The organism is Mammaliicoccus sp. J-M40 (genome assembly GCF_022386395.1).
Classification (GTDB): Bacteria; Bacillota; Bacilli; order Staphylococcales; family Staphylococcaceae; genus Mammaliicoccus; species Mammaliicoccus lentus.
The window spans coordinates 25,103-44,920 of record NZ_JAJNIQ010000007.1 but is presented as its reverse complement, the minus strand read 5'-3'; the positions used below and the strand labels follow the sequence as shown (position 1 = coordinate 44,920).

Annotated in this window: 21 protein-coding genes; 5 read left to right on the top strand and 16 right to left on the bottom strand. The window is 30.7% G+C overall.

Going from position 1 to position 19,818, the window contains the following annotated elements:
- Positions 1 to 36: 36 nt before the first annotated feature.
- Positions 37 to 588 (top strand): thioredoxin family protein, encoded by a 552-nt coding sequence (locus LQ688_RS09285; RefSeq protein ID WP_016999103.1) that lies wholly within the window; start codon positions 37 to 39, stop codon positions 586 to 588.
- 689 nt (positions 589 to 1,277) lie between these two features.
- Here LQ688_RS09285 and LQ688_RS09280 read toward each other — a convergent pair.
- From LQ688_RS09280 to LQ688_RS09225, 12 genes are all read right to left on the bottom strand, one after another.
- Complete coding sequence (locus LQ688_RS09280; RefSeq protein ID WP_216683570.1) at positions 1,278 to 2,636, bottom strand: gluconate:H+ symporter; 1,359 nt, start codon at positions 2,634 to 2,636, stop codon at positions 1,278 to 1,280.
- Positions 2,637 to 2,648: 12 nt separating this feature from the next.
- Entirely contained in the window at positions 2,649 to 4,184 is a 1,536-nt protein-coding gene (gntK, locus tag LQ688_RS09275) for a gluconokinase (protein WP_070044727.1), read from the bottom strand.
- Positions 4,185 to 4,193: 9 nt separating this feature from the next.
- Positions 4,194 to 4,901, bottom strand: a complete 708-nt coding sequence (locus LQ688_RS09270) for a GntR family transcriptional regulator (protein WP_016999105.1) — start codon at positions 4,899 to 4,901, stop codon at positions 4,194 to 4,196.
- Positions 4,902 to 5,049: 148 nt separating this feature from the next.
- Positions 5,050 to 6,243, bottom strand: coding sequence for an amidohydrolase (locus LQ688_RS09265; protein WP_216683569.1), 1,194 nt, complete (start codon positions 6,241 to 6,243; stop codon positions 5,050 to 5,052).
- Between the two features lie 102 nt (positions 6,244 to 6,345).
- On the bottom strand, positions 6,346 to 6,549 hold the full coding sequence (locus LQ688_RS09260) for a hypothetical protein (RefSeq protein ID WP_239752740.1): 204 nt from the start codon (positions 6,547 to 6,549) through the stop codon (positions 6,346 to 6,348).
- 61 nt (positions 6,550 to 6,610) lie between these two features.
- Positions 6,611 to 7,339 (bottom strand): ABC transporter permease, encoded by a 729-nt coding sequence (locus tag LQ688_RS09255; RefSeq protein ID WP_070044728.1) that lies wholly within the window; start codon positions 7,337 to 7,339, stop codon positions 6,611 to 6,613.
- Positions 7,339 to 8,208, bottom strand: coding sequence for a phenol-soluble modulin export ABC transporter ATP-binding protein PmtC (gene pmtC / locus LQ688_RS09250; RefSeq protein WP_239752739.1), 870 nt, complete (start codon positions 8,206 to 8,208; stop codon positions 7,339 to 7,341). The genes LQ688_RS09255 and pmtC overlap by 1 nt, the downstream gene beginning before the upstream one ends.
- Positions 8,209 to 8,223: 15 nt before the next feature.
- Positions 8,224 to 8,889, bottom strand: a complete 666-nt coding sequence (pmtB, locus tag LQ688_RS09245) for a phenol-soluble modulin export ABC transporter permease subunit PmtB (RefSeq protein ID WP_239752738.1) — start codon at positions 8,887 to 8,889, stop codon at positions 8,224 to 8,226.
- A complete protein-coding gene (locus LQ688_RS09240) occupies positions 8,886 to 9,542 on the bottom strand; it encodes an ABC-2 transporter permease (protein WP_182094028.1) in 657 nt (218 codons plus the stop codon). The genes pmtB and LQ688_RS09240 overlap by 4 nt, the downstream gene beginning before the upstream one ends.
- Positions 9,543 to 10,418, bottom strand: a complete 876-nt coding sequence (gene pmtA, locus LQ688_RS09235) for a phenol-soluble modulin export ABC transporter ATP-binding protein PmtA (protein ID WP_135021554.1) — start codon at positions 10,416 to 10,418, stop codon at positions 9,543 to 9,545.
- A gap of 1 nt (position 10,419) precedes the next feature.
- Entirely contained in the window at positions 10,420 to 10,797 is a 378-nt protein-coding gene (gene pmtR, locus LQ688_RS09230; RefSeq protein WP_016999120.1) for a PSM export ABC transporter transcriptional regulator PmtR, read from the bottom strand.
- 168 nt (positions 10,798 to 10,965) lie between these two features.
- On the bottom strand, positions 10,966 to 12,249 hold the full coding sequence (locus LQ688_RS09225) for an aminotransferase class I/II-fold pyridoxal phosphate-dependent enzyme (protein ID WP_239752737.1): 1,284 nt from the start codon (positions 12,247 to 12,249) through the stop codon (positions 10,966 to 10,968).
- 167 nt (positions 12,250 to 12,416) lie between these two features.
- Here LQ688_RS09225 and LQ688_RS09220 point away from each other — a divergent pair, with 167 nt between their 5' ends.
- Positions 12,417 to 12,593, top strand: coding sequence for a hypothetical protein (locus tag LQ688_RS09220; RefSeq protein WP_167543685.1), 177 nt, complete (start codon positions 12,417 to 12,419; stop codon positions 12,591 to 12,593).
- 218 nt (positions 12,594 to 12,811) lie between these two features.
- On the opposite strand, the gene LQ688_RS09215 is transcribed toward LQ688_RS09220, so the two are convergent.
- Positions 12,812 to 13,624, bottom strand: coding sequence for a MetQ/NlpA family ABC transporter substrate-binding protein (locus LQ688_RS09215; protein ID WP_103269053.1), 813 nt, complete (start codon positions 13,622 to 13,624; stop codon positions 12,812 to 12,814).
- 118 nt (positions 13,625 to 13,742) lie between these two features.
- Between LQ688_RS09215 and LQ688_RS09210 the strand changes: the two genes are divergently transcribed.
- Positions 13,743 to 14,255, top strand: coding sequence for a methylated-DNA--[protein]-cysteine S-methyltransferase (locus tag LQ688_RS09210; protein WP_194200051.1), 513 nt, complete (start codon positions 13,743 to 13,745; stop codon positions 14,253 to 14,255).
- Positions 14,256 to 14,359: 104 nt separating this feature from the next.
- Here the strand turns inward: LQ688_RS09210 and LQ688_RS09205 are convergent, their stop codons facing one another.
- From LQ688_RS09205 to groES, 3 genes are all read right to left on the bottom strand, one after another.
- A complete protein-coding gene (locus LQ688_RS09205) occupies positions 14,360 to 14,923 on the bottom strand; it encodes a GNAT family N-acetyltransferase (RefSeq protein ID WP_239752736.1) in 564 nt (187 codons plus the stop codon).
- Positions 14,924 to 15,016: 93 nt separating this feature from the next.
- Complete coding sequence (gene groL, locus LQ688_RS09200) at positions 15,017 to 16,642, bottom strand: chaperonin GroEL (protein ID WP_064204924.1); 1,626 nt, start codon at positions 16,640 to 16,642, stop codon at positions 15,017 to 15,019.
- A 53-nt stretch (positions 16,643 to 16,695) separates the two neighbouring features.
- Complete coding sequence (groES, locus tag LQ688_RS09195) at positions 16,696 to 16,983, bottom strand: co-chaperone GroES (protein ID WP_016999250.1); 288 nt, start codon at positions 16,981 to 16,983, stop codon at positions 16,696 to 16,698.
- A gap of 176 nt (positions 16,984 to 17,159) precedes the next feature.
- On the opposite strand from groES, the gene mroQ reads away from it, so the two are divergent.
- Both mroQ and LQ688_RS09185 read left to right on the top strand, forming a co-directional pair.
- Positions 17,160 to 17,927 carry an intramembrane glutamic endopeptidase MroQ gene (gene mroQ / locus LQ688_RS09190; protein WP_239752735.1) on the top strand — a complete coding sequence of 256 codons (768 nt, stop codon included), beginning with the start codon at positions 17,160 to 17,162 and terminating at the stop codon, positions 17,925 to 17,927.
- Positions 17,928 to 18,080: 153 nt separating this feature from the next.
- Positions 18,081 to 19,781, top strand: a complete 1,701-nt coding sequence (locus tag LQ688_RS09185; RefSeq protein WP_239752734.1) for a M3 family oligoendopeptidase — start codon at positions 18,081 to 18,083, stop codon at positions 19,779 to 19,781.
- The last annotated feature ends 37 nt before the right edge of the window (positions 19,782 to 19,818 follow it).

Here is a 19,818-nt window from a genome sequence, read left to right as displayed (position 1 = left end):
TATAATATTTAGTATATAAAAAGGGGGATAATTAAAATGACAAAACTAGTTACATATTATGAACAATCACAACCTATTAAAGAATATTTAAACGATATGACTACCAATAAAGAAGAACTCATTGAAATTTATAAATCTTTTCAATTACCTAAAAATGATGAACGTTTAGATAAAATAAAAGATAAAAATTATAAAGTTCTCGTCATCACTGAAGATTGGTGTGGGGATGCTATGATGAATATCCCAGTACTATTGAACATTGCAGACTACACTAATATGGAAGTTAAAGTATTTCATAGAGATGAAGATACAAATTTAATTGATCAATACTTAACAAATGGTACTGCAAGATCTATACCAATTTTTGTATTTTTAAATGAAAAACATGAACAAGAACATGTATGGGGTCCTAGAGCCATTACAGTTCAAAAATTCGTTGAAGAAACAAGAAAAGACTTACCATCGAAAGAAGATTCTTCTTTCCCTGAAAAAGAAAAAGAAGTACATCATAAAATCCATGATGAATATAAAAAGAATACACAATTCTGGGATGATGTATACGAATCAATCGTAAGCATCTTAAGATAAATCGGATTGGAACAGAAATCCCGCCCGGCAAGAGTGACTATGAGTGAAAATCTTGATATAAGTGTATTTTCATTCCAGTCAACTACTGCCAATATCACGATAGAGGCTGAGACAAATAATTGTCTCAGCCTCGTTTTATGTAAATTACCCCTATATGTATCTCTCCATCCCCATGGTTCGATATAAACAGTTTACTTTATCTACAAAATAAATAAAAATATATGTCAGTAAAGTTAACATTTGAAATTTCGCAAGTGAAAAGCGCTCGTCCGGGAATTAACGAGCGCTTTTCGGGGAAGGGTTATTAATTAAGGAAACATTTATTTTTATAAAGCCGGGAAACTTTATAAAAATAAGTTGAATCATTTTATGATCCATTTCAACGTTACAATTACAGATAACTATCTAAACACGTTCTACACAAAGTCATTCACTATCATGAAAAAACATATACGAAATATTTTTAAGGAATTGAATGTATTGTGGTTCGTGTTGTGTTATCTATGACTAAAGTATATCAAGTCTTTTTCTAAATTTGTTGAATCGTTCTTAACTCTAAATTTTTGTTTCTTAAGTGTTCTAAAAGTTTAGTACTTTAACAGTTAGGAATGCCTAACTGTTAAAGTAACTGATAAATCAGGCTTGAATAATTCTTATTAAAATACTAAGTTTATACAATTTTAGTCTTTTTATACGAATAAACTTATAAATAGTATAAATATAATACCAGATACAGAAATGACGGTTTCTAATAATGTCCATGTTAAAAATGTCTCTTTCATTGTTAATCCGAAATATTCTTTAAACATCCAAAATCCTGCGTCATTCACGTGTGAAGCAATAACACTACCTGCACCAGTTGCTAATACGACTAGAGCAAGATTCGCATCAGAAGCTTCTAATAACGGCGCTACGATACCTACTGTAGATATTGCTGCGACTGTAGCTGATCCTAAAGCGATTCTAAGAACAGAAGCTACTATCCATGCAAGTAAAATTGGACTCATTGCTGTGCCAGTAAATAATTCTTCAACAGTTTTTCCGACGCCACCATCAATCAATACTTGTTTAAAAGCACCGCCACCACCAATAATTAATAACATCATTCCAATTGGATATATAGCGTTTGTTAATGTATCCATAACTTCTGTAATTTTTTTACCTCTTTTTAGTCCCATAGTGAATATAGCAAACAATACTGAAATCAGCATAGCTGTTGCCGCTTCACCTATAAAACTGATAAACCCTAGTACACCTTGAGGATTCTCAGGTGAACCAGTAAGTAAATCAACAATTGTTGAAATTAACATAATAAATACTGGTAATAGTGCTGTTAAAGCTGAAATACCAAATCCTGGCGTTTCTTCAATTTTAAATGTTTTTTGCTTACCTAGTGAATTTAAATCACCAGACTTAGTGAATCCTTCTGGAACTACTTTTTTGGCAAACATCGTAAATAATGGTCCAGCAATAATTGTAACTGGAATCGCAACAATTAAACCAAATACAAGCACTTCACCTATTTCTGCACCAAATTCTTTTGCAATCATGACTGGTCCTGGATGAGGAGGTAAAAAGCCATGTGTAACAGATAATGCTGCTGTCATTGGTATACCTAAATAAAGTGTTGAAACTTTAGATTCTTTTGCAATCATAAATACAATTGGGATTAATAATACGAGCCCTACTTCAAAGAATAAAGCGATACCGATTATAAATGATGCTACCACTACTGCCCATTGGATGCGATTTTGACCAAATTTATTAATTAGCGTATGTGCAATTCTCGTTGCACCGCCTCCATCAGCTAATAACTTACCAAGCATTGCACCTAATCCGAATATCAATGCGATGTGGCCTAGTGTAGACCCCATACCAGATTCGACCGTTGAAATGATTTTATTTAATGGCATGCCAAGCATTACACCTGTAATCATTGCTGTAATTATTAATGAAACGAATGTGTTAAGCTTTAACCACATAATTAATGCTAATAGTAAACCAACTGCTACAATAACGACTAGTAGTGGTGTAATTTCTGAAATCATATTAATCTCTCCTTATGAATGCATTTCTTGGAATTCTGCTATTGAGTTATATTCTTCTGTTAACTTACGACTTAAATTAATGAAAATTGGTATTAAAGATTGATAAATATCAACATTTTCTTCTATTGGCTGGTGTTGGTATGTTTTGCCTACCATATTATTCAACACTTCAAAATCATCTATTTCACCTAATGCTTTTAACCCTAAAACACATGCCCCTAGACAAGAACTTTCATAACTTTCAGGAACTTCAACAGATGTATCAAAAATATCTGCCATCATTTGACGCCAAACTTCACTTTTTGCAAATCCACCTGTTGCTTTAATTTGATTAGGGGATTTATCCATTACTTCAATTAACGCTAAATAAACTGTGTATAAATTAAGTAATACACCTTCTAAAGCTGCTCTGATCATATGCTCTTTCTTGTGCGTTAAAGTCAAACCAAAGTAACTTCCTCTTGCGTTAGCATTCCATAATGGTGCACGTTCACCTGCAAGATAAGGATGGAATATTAAACCGTTCGCCCCTGGTTGAACTCTGCTAGCTATTTTAGTTAATACATCGTAAGAGTCCACACCTAAGCGTTTAGCTGTTTCTACTTCACTTGCTAATAACTCGTCTCTTAGCCATTTGAGTACTACACCACCATTATTAACTGGACCACCAATACAATAATGATCTTCTGTTAAGACATAACAAAAGATTCTACCTTTTTCGTCAGTTTTTGGTTCATCAATTATCGTTCTAATTGCCCCACTTGTACCGATAGTTACTGCTACTTCTCCTTTTCTAAAACTGTTTACACCTAGATTAGATAGAACGCCATCAGAAGCGCCTACAACCACAGGAATATCTACATTAATCCCCATTAAATCAGCATATTTTTTAGACATATTTTTCATAATATGTGTTGTTGAAACGAGTTCAGGTAATTGAGAAGTTTCTATTTCTAATAAATCTAATACTTCTTTATCCCAATCTAATGATTTTAAGTTCATCATACCTGTAGCGGAACCTATAGAATGATCCATTGTGTATTGACCAAATAATTGATAAATGACATAAGTTTTAATATCTATCCATTTGTTTGTATTGTTATATATTTCAGGTTTTTCATGTTTTAACCAAAATATTTTAGATAACGGTGACATAGGGTGTATTGGTGTACCCGTTCTTTTATAAATTTCTAAACCGTTATGTTCTTTATTGATTTTTTCTGCATAATCACTCGCTCTATTGTCAGCCCATGTTATACATTCTGTTAATGGTTGATTATTTTTATCCATCGCAATTAAGCTATGCATCGCACTACTAAAGCTAATTAATTTAATATCTTCAGGTTTTGCGTCTATTTCTCTTATAACTTTTTTGACTGTGAAAAGCACTGCATCAAATATTTCTTCAGGGCTTTCTTCAGCTACTCCTATTTCATCTGTTGTCATAGGATATTCAATGCTATGTTTTTTCAAAAACTTCCCTTCGTTATTATAAATAACAGCTTTTGTACTTGTTGTTCCTATATCTACACCTATCATGTATTTCATTGTATAACCCTACTTTCTATCTATATTGGTTTGTGAATTCCATAAAACTTCGATTTGTTCATCTACGTCGTCAAAGTTTAAATGAAATGCTTCTTTCATTTTATTTCGATCTTTGTTTTCTATTGCTTCAATATATACTTTATGATTATGAATAACTCTTTTAAAATCTTCAGGTTCATTTTCCATACGCTGTCTCATTGATACTAAAATTAAACATTCCATAACTGGTGTTAAATTACGCCATATCATTTCAATATATTGATGATTAATTGCAGTAATCATAGATTCATGAAACAGTAGATCTAACCTTGTAAACTCATCAGCATCTTCAAATTCCACAGCAACAGTCATCATTTTTAGAATTTTATTTAATTCTTTAATAACGACTGAATTATCGTCTAACTGTAGTCTTTCAAAAACAAATGACTCTAACATGAGCCTGATGTCGTATATTTCTTTCTGATTAACATTTGATAATCCCGTTACAATTGCGCCCATTCTTTCAAGCGATATTAAACCATCTTGTTGCAAAAGTTTAAGCGCGTCTCTTACAGGTGAACGACTGACCTCAAATTGTTGAGCTATTTTATTCTCACTTAACTTATCGCCTTGATTAATGGCTTTACTAATAATACCCAATCGAAGTTCACTAGCTACTTGTTCACCAGTAGAACGATATTTTAACCATTCGCTCGGATAATGATAATGATGTTTCATCTATCTTTCCTCACCTTCCGTATACTTGTATACAAGTTATACATATAATTGTAACCGTTTACTATATTTTTGTAAACGGTTACTTGAAAATTTATATTATTTTATTATTCGTGACATCTATTTAAGTATCTTTAAGATAATATCTTTCTTATTCTTCTATGTACAGCCTGTTTAATACTATTTCACCTAATGCCTTGCTTGCAGTCAACATTGCATCTTCATTAACCACGAATTTAGGACTATGATTAAAGAAAGCTTCTTCTACATCATAAGGTTTACATCCTACAAAAAAGAAAGTTCCTGGTATTTTTTCTAAGTAACTAGCAAAATCTTCAGAGCTTGTTAGTTGTTCATGTTCTTTCAATAATTTAAAATATTCACCTTGACTAGTAGCTAAAATGTCAACTAAATAATCTGTCTGTTTATAATGATTGATTAAAGGTATGCAGTCTAAGTCATATTGGAATTGACATTCAACATTAAAAGTTTCTTCAAGACCTTCTATCATTTGCAAGATTTCATCATGAATTTGATGGCCAATACGATTTTCCATATATCTAACATCACCCGCAAGTTCAACATTCTCTTGAATTACATTAAGTGATCCCGTGCCGTTAAATGAACTTATCGTGACTACACCCATATCAAATGGATTTAATCTACGCGATATTACTGTTTGTATATTCGTCACAAACGTACTAGCTGCCATTATGGCATCATTTGCTAAATGTGGACTGGAACCATGTCCTCCTTTACCTTTAACCTTCAAATGAAATAGAGATCTACCGCCCATTGTAGGACCTTTTCTATATGAAATAACTTCAGGCGTAAAGTCTGGAAATAGATGAATACCATAGATTTCATCTACGGTATCTAATAGACCTGATTCCAACATATCTATTGCACCACCTGGAGCTAACTCCTCAGCGTGTTGATGAATAATAACAACATTTCCAGGTAAACTATCCTTTAATTCTATTAAAGATTCTGCTAATACCATTAAATAAGCTGTATGAGCATCATGCCCACAAGCATGCATCCATCCTTTATGTTTAGATGAAAATGCCAAACCTGTTTCTTCATCAATGTTTAAAGCATCAAAATCTGCTCTTAAAGCAATTGTTCTACCAGGTTTCCCGCCATTTATTTCTACAATCAAACCATAGTTTCCGCCAATACGATTATGTATTTTAACTTCCTTATCTTTATAAAACATTTCTATATATTGAGCTGTTTTTTCTTCGAAAAACGAAGGTTCAGGATATTGATGTAAATAGCGATAGTGCTTAATCATGTCGTGTTCTTTTTGTTCTAGTTTTTTAAATAATAGACTTCTTAACATTAAACCACCTCATTTTCCTTCTAGTTAACTGCCGCCAATATAATGAAAAAGCCTGAGACAATTTATTTATGTCCCAGACTCCGGCTAATTTATCCCGACTTTTTACTTTTTGTCTCGATTTTGTTTTGCTTTATCCGGATGTTCATCAACTTTATCTTCTTTTTCAAATTTCGCAATTAGCGCTGTTAAAAAGAAACCTAAACCGGCACCAATCATTAACGAACTTGGTGTACCATTAAAGAAAAAGCTCGCAACGATACATATAATACCTATAATAATATAGTGTTTAATAAATTTTTTACCCAAGAATATCCCTCATTCATTTATCTAATAAATTAAATTTAACACACAAATGAAGGATAAACCATTATATATTCTTATTTATAATGACGAAATGGTTAATAACTGTAAATACTATAATACAAACAACCGTTATCCCAATTTGGTAACCTTCCATACCTAAGTAACCACTATTTAAAATATCTGGAAGAAAGTCTAGTGGATTATATTTCATCACTTTAACTATTTTTTCTCCTATTTGAGGAACGATTGAAAGTATATTGAATATAGTTGGTAAGAGTATAATACATACGATAGCTGTAGTATAAACCATCACGGCTTTTCCAGTTAATAAATTAATAATATTCAATAAAGTTACATAGAATAAAATGATAATGAGCAGTTCACCAAACATTTTAAAGAAATCTGTAAACTCTAAATCACCTGTTGTCATCATAAATGTAGATAGCAACGTAACTACAGTGCCTAATATAGTAAACAAAATAATGATTCCTATTACTGAAATTAATTTACCATATAAGTACATCGTTCTGTTTTTCTTAGAATTTAAAAATAACTGAATTGTTCCATATGACATGTCTCTAACAATTGTTCTTAATGTAAACATTAATAATACTAATCCACCAAAAGCAAAGAAACCAGTTAATACATCAGGAGAAGTAAATACATTATCCATATTTAAAGAAATAATGATAACAGCAATGCTAGGAATAATTGCTAGAAATAAGCCTAATAAGCCTAATGGACTTTTAAATATTCTCGTTATATCATATTTAACGTGTTGTAAGATGTTCATTATGCTTCAACTCCTTTATTAATATTAAAGTACTGATCTCTTAATGTAGTTTTATTATTTTCGATAAATTTAGGATAAATATCTTTTTTGCTAAGTAATCTGAGTACATTTTGATAATCTTGCAATGCTTCAATCGCGATTAACCCTTCATGTTTATTACTAGATATCACTTTAAAATTCATCGTTAAAACATCAAGCGCTTCGTTGTATTGATTACTTTCAACTAAGAATTTCGTAATTCTTTTTGATTCATCTTTCATATTATAATCTTCAACAATACGACCATTTTTCATAAATACAGTTCTGTCACATATGAGTTCAATATCTTCTAATTTATGACTTGAAATAAGAACTTTGATATTCAGTTCTTTACTTACACGTTCAATTGTTTTTAACACATCAATTGAACCGTCTGGATCCATGCCATTCGTTGGTTCATCTAATATTAAATAGTGTGGTTTATTCATTAAAGCTACTGCTATTGATAATTTTTGTTTCATACCCATTGAATATTTTTGAACTTTTTTGTTTATATAAGATTTGATTCCAAATGACTCTATCAATTGATTAACATATGCGTCATCAACCTCTTTACCTAAAACTTCTCTAAAAAAGTTTAAATTATAATAACCAGTTTTATTCAAATACAGTTTAGGATTTTCAATTAAATAACCTACTCGTACGTCACTTTCTTGTTCAAATTTCCCACTATATTTAACGATGTTTTCGTTCATAATTTTCATCAATGTAGTCTTACCTACACCGTTTTTACCAATTAAACCTACTATTTGACTATCTCCAAATTCAAAGTCGATGTCGTTTAAAACTTGCTGTTTGCCGTAATACTTATTTATGTTTGTTAATTTCAAAATGGGTCACCTCTTCTATATTGTTATCTCGCCTTTTCTTGCTTTAGAAATTGCTATTACGTAAGTAATGATAAATAATATGATTGATATAGAAACAAAAATTTCATCTCCATAATTTGTAAAAATATTTGTTTGAATAGATAATTTATTCAATAGTTTATCTGTGTACGGTACTATACTTGGTAATATAAAACCAATCAAAATAATCCATATTACTAATGGTATTTTTAAAAACCTCTTAAAATCACAAAGCGGTAATATTAAACTGATCGTAAATAAATTAGCAGCAACATTCGTTAGTATCCCTGACATATTTATAACAACACTCATATCACTTACCGCATACATTAATGCCACTAAATTATATAAACCAATCGTTACTGCGTTGATTAGTATTAAAATAATAGCAGTTAAATAATGCATATTAACCGTCGTTATTTGTGTTACAGGATAACTTAAAAAATTCATTTCTGATTTATTCTTGTTAATTCTTAAATATATATAATAGGGAAACGCCAAAGTGACAACATGTAAAAGAAACATAAGCATCCCTAACAGAAATATTTTGATGTAATTATTAAATGGTAAAATCATTGTAACTGGTAATGCAAGAATCATTACCAATATATAAATTAAGTAAGGTTTTAATAATATTAAATTACGGTATAATATCGGCTTCATTTTACACCTCCGTAAATGGTAATTTTATCTTTCTTAGCACTATGAATAGCTCTACTAAATTGAATTATCCATATAATAATGGCAACTATTAACAACATTGAAGGTGTATAGTATAAAAATATTTTCCAACCTAGTATTTCTGAAAATGCATATGAACGATTTGAATATGTTCCGAAATACAACATTGCAAATATAGCGTACATAGCTCCCAATATCCAAGCTCCTAGTTGATTAATATTAACATGTGCATACGTTGGATAAACTATACTTAATGTTAATAAATTTGTTGCTACAATAAATATAGCTGCTTGAAGAAATATCGTGTCATTCTTATATAAAGCTATTATGATAATCAATACAAAAGAAATAATTGTCAGTAATAAGTTATATAAGTAATGTGCTTTTACGATATCTATTTTAGAAATAGGCAAACTATTATAAAAAATTTGGCTACTTTGCTTATTCAATAATATGGCATTATTAATACAATGAATTGAAACTGTAGCAATAAAATATATCGGAACAAAATTTATTATTTCAATATTTTCAAATCCAAAAGTGAATTGAGCAAAGAAAGTTAAAACAAAACAGATAAAATATGCTAACAAGTAACCTCTTTCATACATAAAGTTTCGGTAAAAAATTGCTTTCATTTAAACCACAACCTTATTTTTTTGGTCTTTTTCAATTCTTACCATCACTTCTTCTATTGTTGGTGTTTCAATCACTACCTCTTTTCCAAATAACTCAAGAAATACATGACTATTTTCTGTCATTCCTGAAAATCCAGTTTTTGTTTCTTTAATATTAATCAATAGCGATTTTAATTCATCATCCAGCATATTTGAGTCGCCTTTAACAATTTTATATTTCTCGGTTAAATCATTCACACTTTCATTTAATAAAATTGATCCGTCTTTCAAATAAACAATATAATCAGCAATTTTTTCTAAATCTGAAATAATATGTGTAGAGAAAAATACTGTTTTTTCTTCATCAATTAATTCTTTTTGTAATATTTCAAGCACTTCATTTCTAACTACTGGATCTAAACCTGCAGTTGGCTCATCTAATATATATAGTTCAGCGTGGTGACTCAAAGCGATTGCTAAAGATAATTTCATTTTCATACCTGTTGAGAAATGTTTTACTTTTTGTTTGTAAGTTAAACCAAATTGTTCAACATATTTCGAGAAAATATCATGATCCCAATTTTTATAATATTTACTTACTACTGATTCAATTGTTTTAATATTCCATTTTTCGTACATATATAATTCTGAATAAACAAAGCCAATTTTATTTTTAATTTCTACAGGATGCTCTCTCAAATATTCTCCTAATATTTTCAAATCTCCACTTTGTTCTTTTAAAAGACCCATTAAAATTCTTATAATCGTCGTTTTACCTGAACCGTTAGCACCAATAAAACCTGTTACATAACCTTTTTTTACATCAAACTGTATATCGTTAAGGCTAAAATCTTTAACATGATAGTTTAGATTATTTACTTCAATCGCTTTTGTCATATTACTCACCTTCCTCATATATTAACGATATAATTTCATTTATTTCTTTCAGATCCATACCTATTAATTTCGCTTGTTTTGTTAGTTCTTTAGCCAAGTCTTCAATCACAATAAATTGTTTTTCTTTCATTATCGAGGCATCTTGTTCTTTTACAAATGTGCCTTTACCTCGAATTGAAGTTACAAACTGTTCTTGTTCTAAATCGACGTAGGCGCGCTTAGTTGTAATTAAACTAACTCCTAAATCACTTGCTAGCTCTCGCATTGAAGGTAATGGTGTACCAGGTTCAACTTTACCTTGTAAAATATTCGCCTTTATTTGTTCTTTTATTTGTTCATAAATAGGTTGATTACTATTATTCTGCAGAAGTATCTTCATGTCCTACCTCCTCCAACTAACTGTGTATAAACAGTATATACACTATACATTGTTTAGTCAAATATTTTTCTATAATTTACACCAATTTCTTGTAATAACGATATTTACAAACAACAAAAAAATAGAGTGTGTATATCAATTGATATACACACTCTATATACACTTATATTATTTCAATTCATGAATCGCTTTAGCTATTGATTCAAATACATATTCAATATCATTCTTTTCAATACAGCTAAATGCTACACGTACATCTGTTTTATTCAATGCAATAACACCGATGCTATAATTTTTAATTAAATGCAATCTTAGTTTTTCAGCTTCTACATCTGCTAATTTGATTGCCATAAAGTAACCAGAATTAAATGCATAAGGCGTCCATAAATCTTTATATTCTTCACGATATGCTACATCTTTCGTTACTTCATATCTTTCTTTTAAAATATTGATATTGTGATCAACTTGTTCTTGGAATGAAGGGTCTTCCATAGCATGTACAATTGCTGTTTGACTCGGCAATGCACAGCTTGATAAATTACTTCTAATTAAACCTTTTAATTTAGAAACTAATACTTCTTTTACAGTTTCATTTTGGGAACCAAAAGTTAAGAATCCAACACGGAATCCCCATGAGAAGTATTCTTTCGTTGCACCATCAATTTTAACAGGCATAATATTGTCATGGTTTAATTGAGATAATGCAGTGAATACTGACTGTTTATAAATATCTTCAAAGAACAGTCCATAATAAGCATCATCAACTAAAGCAATTACTTGTGTTCCTTTGTCAGCTAATTGGTTAATTGCTGAAATCATTTCTTCCACTTCATTTACTGTTGGCGTGTAGCCAGTCGGGTTATTAGGGAAGTTTAAGACTAATACAACTTTATCTTTATTGTAATTTTCTAAAGCGCGTTTAAAATATTCTAAAGTATAACTACCATCTTCTTCAAAAGATTGATAAGTTTCAATTTGAGCATTATGTCTTACACCAAATGTTAATTTATAGTTACCCCAATTATGTTCAGGTAATAAAATAGTGTCATCATGATTAACAAATAAATCACCAGCAAGTGATAAACCGTGAGTTAACGCGTTTGTTACAACAGGTTTTGAAATAGCATTTTCACTTAAATCTGGATTATCTTTTAAAATTTTATTTTTCCATAATTCTCTAAGTTTTTCATAACCTTGAGGTGGAGCATATGGGAATATATCGCTAGGTTCTCTATCGCTAAATTGACTATATAATGCATCTGTATACATAATACCTTCGTCAGTAGTAGCCATGCCAATTGTTGCATTGTATTTAGTACCTTTAGCATCGGCAGATTGAGATAATATACCTTTAGGGAAGTACATTGATTTACCTAAATCAGAAAGCATATCCAATACGATTGGAGATTCATTTTTTAATTGTTCATTCAATTCTAAAGCTAGTGGGTTCATAGAAAGTCATCCTCTTTCGTTAATATGATACCTCTATAGTAGACGAGATTTATTAAAATGAAAAGGATGTATATGCAATTTAATGATTTTATTTTTGTTTAAATTATACTTTTGATAAGAAAATAAAAATTGTTATAATATAATCATTAAGAAAAGGAGTTTATAAAATGTCTACCATTACTAAAGTACTCGCTGGATTAGCTGTAGTCGCATTTATAATAGGCGTTGTTATGGAAATTAGCGGGGATTCAGGTATTAAATTTACCATTGCATCTATATTATTTCTAATTGCTGCATTTATTAATCGAAATAGCGATCGTAACAAACAGAGTCATAAAAAATAATTATGAAATAAAAGTACAAAACAGCACTTCGTTAAGGTTAGGAAACGAAGCGCTGTTTTTTTGTGAAGAATATTATGGTGGATGGAATGTTGCACGTGGGACTTGTCTTGCAACATTCCGACCTTCTATGTTGCACGTGGGACTTGTCTTGCAACATTCTAGCCTTCTATGTTGCACGTGGTGCTTGTCTTGCAACATTCCGACCTGATTTTAACCTTTTACTTCAATTCATCTGGTACTTTCCAATAGTCGTCTTTATTTTCTTTATTGAATACTTTTTTAAATCCTTTTGAGCTATATGCTTCTTTTATATCTTTTACCCATTGTTTATCTTTATTTTTTCCATCTACTACAACTTGTAAGTATAAATCGTTAACTAAATCTTCTTTTAATAGTCCTTTTGAAGGGTCTACATCTGATGCATAAACAATTGATCCAGGTATAACTGCGTAATCTACTTCTCCTAATATTCTAGGTATATTGGCTGAATCCATTTCTTTAATTTTTATATTTTTTGGATTGTCAGAAATATCTTTTTTAGAAATTGTAATATCATCTTTATCTGCATCTAATTTAATCCAACCTGCTTTTTCTAATAATCGGTATGCTCTGGCAGCATTTGAAGGATCTTGCGGAATAGCCACAGTGTCTCCATTTTCTATGCTTTTAATATCTTTATTATCTTCTGAAAAAATTTGAGCTGGTACAGTTGGTATTTTGTTAATATTTGTTAATTTGGCATCTCTTTCTTTATTAAATGTATCCATATAAGCTTTATGTTGATCAACATTTACATCTACACTACCTTCTTGTAATGCAACATCTGCTTGTAATAATTCAGTAAAATCTTTTTGTTTCACGGTATATCCTTTATTTTCTAGTTCTGGTTTAATACCTTTTAAAAATAGCTCACTGTATGGACCTGGTGATGTTGCTATTGTAATTTCCTTTTTCTCTTTTTCCCCGCTTCCGCAAGCTACTAATATAACGGATACTATAAGAATCATTGATAAAAATATATTTCTTTTCATTATAAATCCTCCCTTTCATTCCCGATTAAACTCATATGTTTTATAGTAATAATATCACTTACATTTTTAAAGTCAATAACATGAGCATGTGTTAAAATTTACGAAAGGAGGGCTTTATATGAGTCTATATCAAAAAGAATTTGATACAAAAGCGGGTAAAATGGTTGGTATTTGTGACGAGACGCACTTATTATTACTACATTTTAATGATAAGTATAGTTTGGAAAAGGAAACAGAAAAAATTAAGCAAACGCTAAATGAAGATATTTCAAGTGGAAATCATGAAATATTGGATAAGTTAGAACAAGAGCTTTCTTTATATTTTGATGGTAAATTAAGTGAGTTTTCAGTTCCGATAAACTTTAATATTGGTACACCTTTCCAACAAAAAGTATGGAACGCTCTATGCGATATTCCTTATGGAGAGACAATTTCTTATAAACAATTAGCTGAAAATATTAATCAGCCCACAGCCTTTAGAGCAGTAGCCAATGCAAATGGTAAAAATCAACTTAGTATTATTGTTCCGTGTCATAGAGTAATAGCAGCTGACGGGTCATTAGGAGGTTATTCAAGCGGAGTTGATAGAAAAGAAAAACTCTTAGCTATCGAAAGTGGTTTAAATGTTTAACTATAAACAATTTCTCGAACTTACGTTATATTGGCAAAGTGGGACTACGAAACCTTTTTATGAAAATAAGATTCCTGTCCCACTCCAATTAAATCTGCTTTCTTTTAAATACTTTTAACCATATATTTATAATCATGTCCACTTAACACTCTGTCATGAAGTGGTTCAAATCCTAGATTTCTATATAATTTCATAGCACCTTCATTATCTACTTCGCAATTAAGTGTCACTGTTTCATAATCTTGATTTCTACCATAATCAAATATGTAATCAATCAATTTAGTTGCGATACCTCGACCTCTATAGTCTGAAAATACAGCTATAGATTCTATATATAAATCGCCTTCGTTCGCTTCTTTTTCAGGTAATGGCGTTCCTTCCAACTTAAATTCTTCTTTGAAATCAATATTATGCCAGTTATCTTCGAGTTGCTTTTCTTCATCTCCAGAATAACAATTAATAAAGCCAGCAATATTTCCCTCTACTTCATATACATGCATGTTTTTATAATGGTTTCTATAATTGCCCTCTTCAATACTTTGTTGAATGATTTTTAATACTTTTTCCTTTGGATTATTCTCAACTAACGGAATTTGCATATCATGCCAAATAATATACATAAGTTCACTTAATTTAGCTGCATCTGCCTTTTTAGCTTGTCGTATCATATTATTTACCTCTCTTAACCAAATTAATTTTATTTTAACATAAAAAATTCCTCTCACCACAATGGCGAGAGGAATTGTAATGGTATTATTTTATTACATCATACCTGGCATTCCGCCCATGCCGCCCATATCTGGAGCAGCTGGTTCGTCTTCAGGTATATCTGCTACTACCGCTTCTGTTGTTAAGAACATAGCCGCAACAGATGCTGCATTTTGTAATGCTGAACGCGTAACTTTCGTAGGGTCTACAATACCTGCATCTAACATGTTAACCCATTCTTCAGTTGCTGCATTGTAACCAATACCTTCGTCTGCATTTTTAAGTTTTTCTACGATGATTGATCCTTCTAAACCAGCATTTTCTACAATTTGGCGTAATGGTGCTTCTAATGCTTTCAATACAATGTTCACACCAGTTTTTACATCACCTTTAGCTTCAACTTCAGATACTTTGTTATAAATTGAAACTAGTGCTGTACCACCACCTGCTACGATACCTTCTTCTACAGCAGCACGTGTTGAGTTTAATGCGTCTTCGATTCTTAACTTACGTTCTTTCAATTCTGTTTCTGTTGCTGCACCTACTTTGATTACAGCTACACCGCCAGCTAATTTAGCTAAGCGTTCTTGTAATTTAGTACGATCAAAGTCAGAAGTTGTTTCTTCAATTTGAGCTTTGATTTGACCAACGCGAGCATCGATATTAACAGAATCGCCTTGACCTTCAACGATTGTAGTATCATCTTTTGTTACTTGTACTTTACCTGCTTCACCAAGCATATCTAATGTTGTTTCTTTTAAATCTAAACCTAAATCATCAGTTATAACTTGACCACCAGTTAAAATAGCTAAATCATCTAACATTGCTTTACGACGATCACCGAATCCTGGTGCTTTAACTGCAACTGCAGTAAATGTTCCACGTAATCTGTTAAGTACTAAGTTTGTTAAAGCATCGCCTTCTACATCGTCAGCTACAATTAATATTGGTCTGTTTGTTTGTAATATTTTTTCTAATACAGGTAAAATATCTTGGAATGATGAGATTTTTTTATCTGTAATTAAGATGTATGGATTTTCTAATTCTGCAGTCATTTTATCAGAATCAGTAACCATGTATGGTGAAGTGTAACCTCTATCGAATTGCATACCTTCAACTACTTCTAATTCTGTGTTGAAGCCTTTTGATTCTTCAATTGTGATAACTCCATCGTTACCTACTTTTTCCATAGCTTCTGAAATAAATTTACCAATTTCCTCGTCAGCTGCAGAGATAGAACCTACTTGTGCAATTTCTTCTTTCTTCTCTACAGGTTGTGAAATCTCGTGTAATTCTTCTAAAGCAACTTTAACTGCCTTATCGATACCTTCACGAATACCTACTGGATTCGCACCACTAGTAACGTTTTTCAAGCCTTCTTGAATCATTGCTTGAGCTAATACAGTAGCAGTTGTTGTTCCGTCACCAGCAACTTCATTAGTTTGGTTAGCAACTTCAGCAACTAATTTCGCTCCCATATTCTCATAAGCATCTTCTAATTCAATTTCTTTAGCGATTGTTACACCATCATTTGTAATAAGTGGTGAAGTGAATTTTTTATCTAAAACAACATTACGTCCTTTAGGTCCTAATGTTACTTTAACTGCATTAGCTAATTTGTCCACGCCTGCTAACATTGAACGACGTGCATCTTCTGAAAATTTAAGTTCTTTAGCCATCTATAATACCTCCATTAATTATATATCAATGTTTCATTTCAATTTTTAACCAATTACTGTTCAACTATTGCTAAAATATCATCTTCTGAAAGGATAATATATGTTTCTTTATCACGTTTAACTTCTGTTCCTGCGTATTGTTGATAAACAACTTGATCACCAACAGATACATCAACAGTCAGTCTTGTACCGTCTTCTAAACGTTTACCTGGTCCAACAGCTACAACTTTACCTTCGTTAGACTGTTCTTTAGCTGAATCTGTTAATACAATTCCACTCGCTGTAGTTTGTTCTTTTTCTGTTTTTTCGATAATAATTCTATCTCCCAATGGTTTTAACATTTATAAAATCCTCCTTGGCGCTTTTAATATTAGCACTCTTAATAGTTAAGTGCTAACTATATTTTTATAATAATCAAACTTGGTCAAAATTACAAGTAAAATAACTTAAACTTTTCTCTTTTTTACAAAAATACGATACAATATTAACATGTTTATTTTTGGAGGAAATTATAGAAATGCAATTTAAAAGATTAACAGTCAATGTAACTACACTTTTACTATTTGTAATTGTACAAACAATCACAATCGTGCCAAATACTATATACGCAAATGCTAATCTATCCAATACAACACGATTGGAGATTTCATTAACATGGATGGCAATTACAGCTATCATTACGGTATTAATATTATGGTATATGAATTCAAATATTAAAAATCCAACTCGACTCGAACAACAAACTAAAGAACCTTGGTTATACGTTATCTTTTGGTGTATCGCCGGTATATTTCTTGCTATGTTCGGACAAGGGATAGCTGCTTATATAAATATTTACGTATTTAATCAACCTATTGAAAGTGGCAATACCCAGAACTTAATGAAAATAGCACAGGAATCTCATATTTTAATTTTATATATCGTTTTAGCTGGACCTATTTTAGAAGAATTAATTTTCCGTAAATTAATATTTGGTGAAATTTTTAATATGATTAAAAAACCTACTTGGCTAAGTTTTATCATTGCTGTTCTTGTTAGTTCGTTTGTGTTTTCATTAGCGCATTCTGATCCAGAGCACACTTTAATTTACGTTGTAATGGGCACAGTTTTCAGTGGTCTTTATGTATTAACAAAACGGATCATTGTTCCAATTATTGCACATATGGGAATGAATGGTGTCGTAGTAATTGGACAAATCTTTTTAAAAGATGATCTTCAAGACCAATTAGAAAAACAGTCTCAAATGGCACATTTAATTTACAACACTATTATTCATATGCTTTAAATTTAGAATATGTTTTAGTCATCCCTATTCCGTTGGTTAATTTCAAGGGTTTAGGGATTTTTATTGATAATAATCAAAATTTTAATTATATTAAAAGTAATAAGTTATAATTTGTAAAATAAGTTATAATATAAGAAATGAGGGGGTATTTATATGGTCTTAACATTTAACGAATTTCAGTATGAACATATTAATATTGAAGAAAAGGAACAAAACATAAAGTCATTATTAAAAGACTTTGAATCTGCAAATACTTTAGAGGAAGCAATAAGTTTTGTAGATGATATTAATAAAATCCGTAACCACACTGATACGCATTTTAACATTGCGCTTATCCGTGCTTCCATCAATACAAACGATGAATTTTACAATAAAGAACGTGACTTTTTCGATGAAAACATGCCAAGAATTCAAAACTTAGACAATCTATTTTATAAAGCACTTTTGAATTCTAAACATACAGACGGATTAGTATCACATTTTGGTGAACAGTTATTTGAGTTGGCTAAAGTTGAACTCAATACTTATCATCCTTCTATTAATGATTTATTAGTAAAAGAAAATAAACTCATAAGTGAGTATGATAAATTAATTGCGTCTGCTGACATATTATATAAAGATGAACACCTGAACCTATCTCAATTTAACAAATATTTTATTAATCCAGACAGAGATATTAGAAAGGAAGCATACATAACAAAAGAACAATTCTTTGAAGAACACTTAGAAAAGATAGACCGCATTTACGATGACCTTGTTCAGGTAAGACATGAAATTGCACTTAAACTCGGCTATAACAATTTTATTCAACTTGGTTATGATCGTATGCAAAGAATTGGTTATAATGCAGAAGATGTAGAAGTATTTAGAAATCAAATAAAGGACCATGTTGTACCAATTACCGAACAAATTAATAAACAACATGCCGAGCGTATTAATGTCGATCAATTAAAAGTTTATGACCAAAACTTTACTTTTAAATCTGGTTCTCCTAAACCTCAGATTGGCACACAAGAAATCATTAAAAATGCTCAAAAAATGTACCATGAACGTTCTAATGAAACAGGCAAGTTTATTGATTATATGATAGATAAATCATTATTTGATTTAGAAGCTAAAAAAGGAAAAGAGAGCGGTGGATATTGTACGATAATAAATGACTTTAATTCACCATTCATTTTTGCTAACTTCAACGGCACACAAGGTGATATAGAAGTTATGACACATGAAGCGGGACACGCTTTTCAAGTATTTGAAAGTTTAAAATACTCAGTCCCAGAATATTATTTCCCAACTTCAGAAGCATGTGAAATACATTCTATGAGTATGGAGTATTTAACATATCCTTGGATGTCATTATTCTTTGGTGAAGATACTGAAAAATTCAATCTATCTCATTTAGAAGACAATATTAAATTTTTACCTTATGGCGTTGCGATTGATGAATTTCAACATAAAGTGTATGAGAATCCTAACCTTACACCAGGAGAAAGACGTAAAATTTGGTCAGATTTAGAACGAAAATATTTACCGAATAAAGATTATGACGGTATTATTCATTTAATAAACGGTAGTTTTTGGCATAGACAAGGTCACGTATTCGCTTCGCCTTTTTATTATATCGATTATACTTTAGCAACTATTTGTGCCATGCAATTTTATATTAGACATGAAGAAAACCCAGACAAAGCTTGGAATGATTACTTAAAAATATGTCAAATCGGCGGTTCAAAATCATTTATAGATATAATGAATTCTGTACAATTAAACTCACCATTTAAAGAAGGTACAGTTAAAGAAATTGTAAGCCACTTATATGACGCTACGCTTAATATAGATCAATCAGAGTTTTAAAAATTATAGAATAAAAAACAAGACTGAGATATAAATA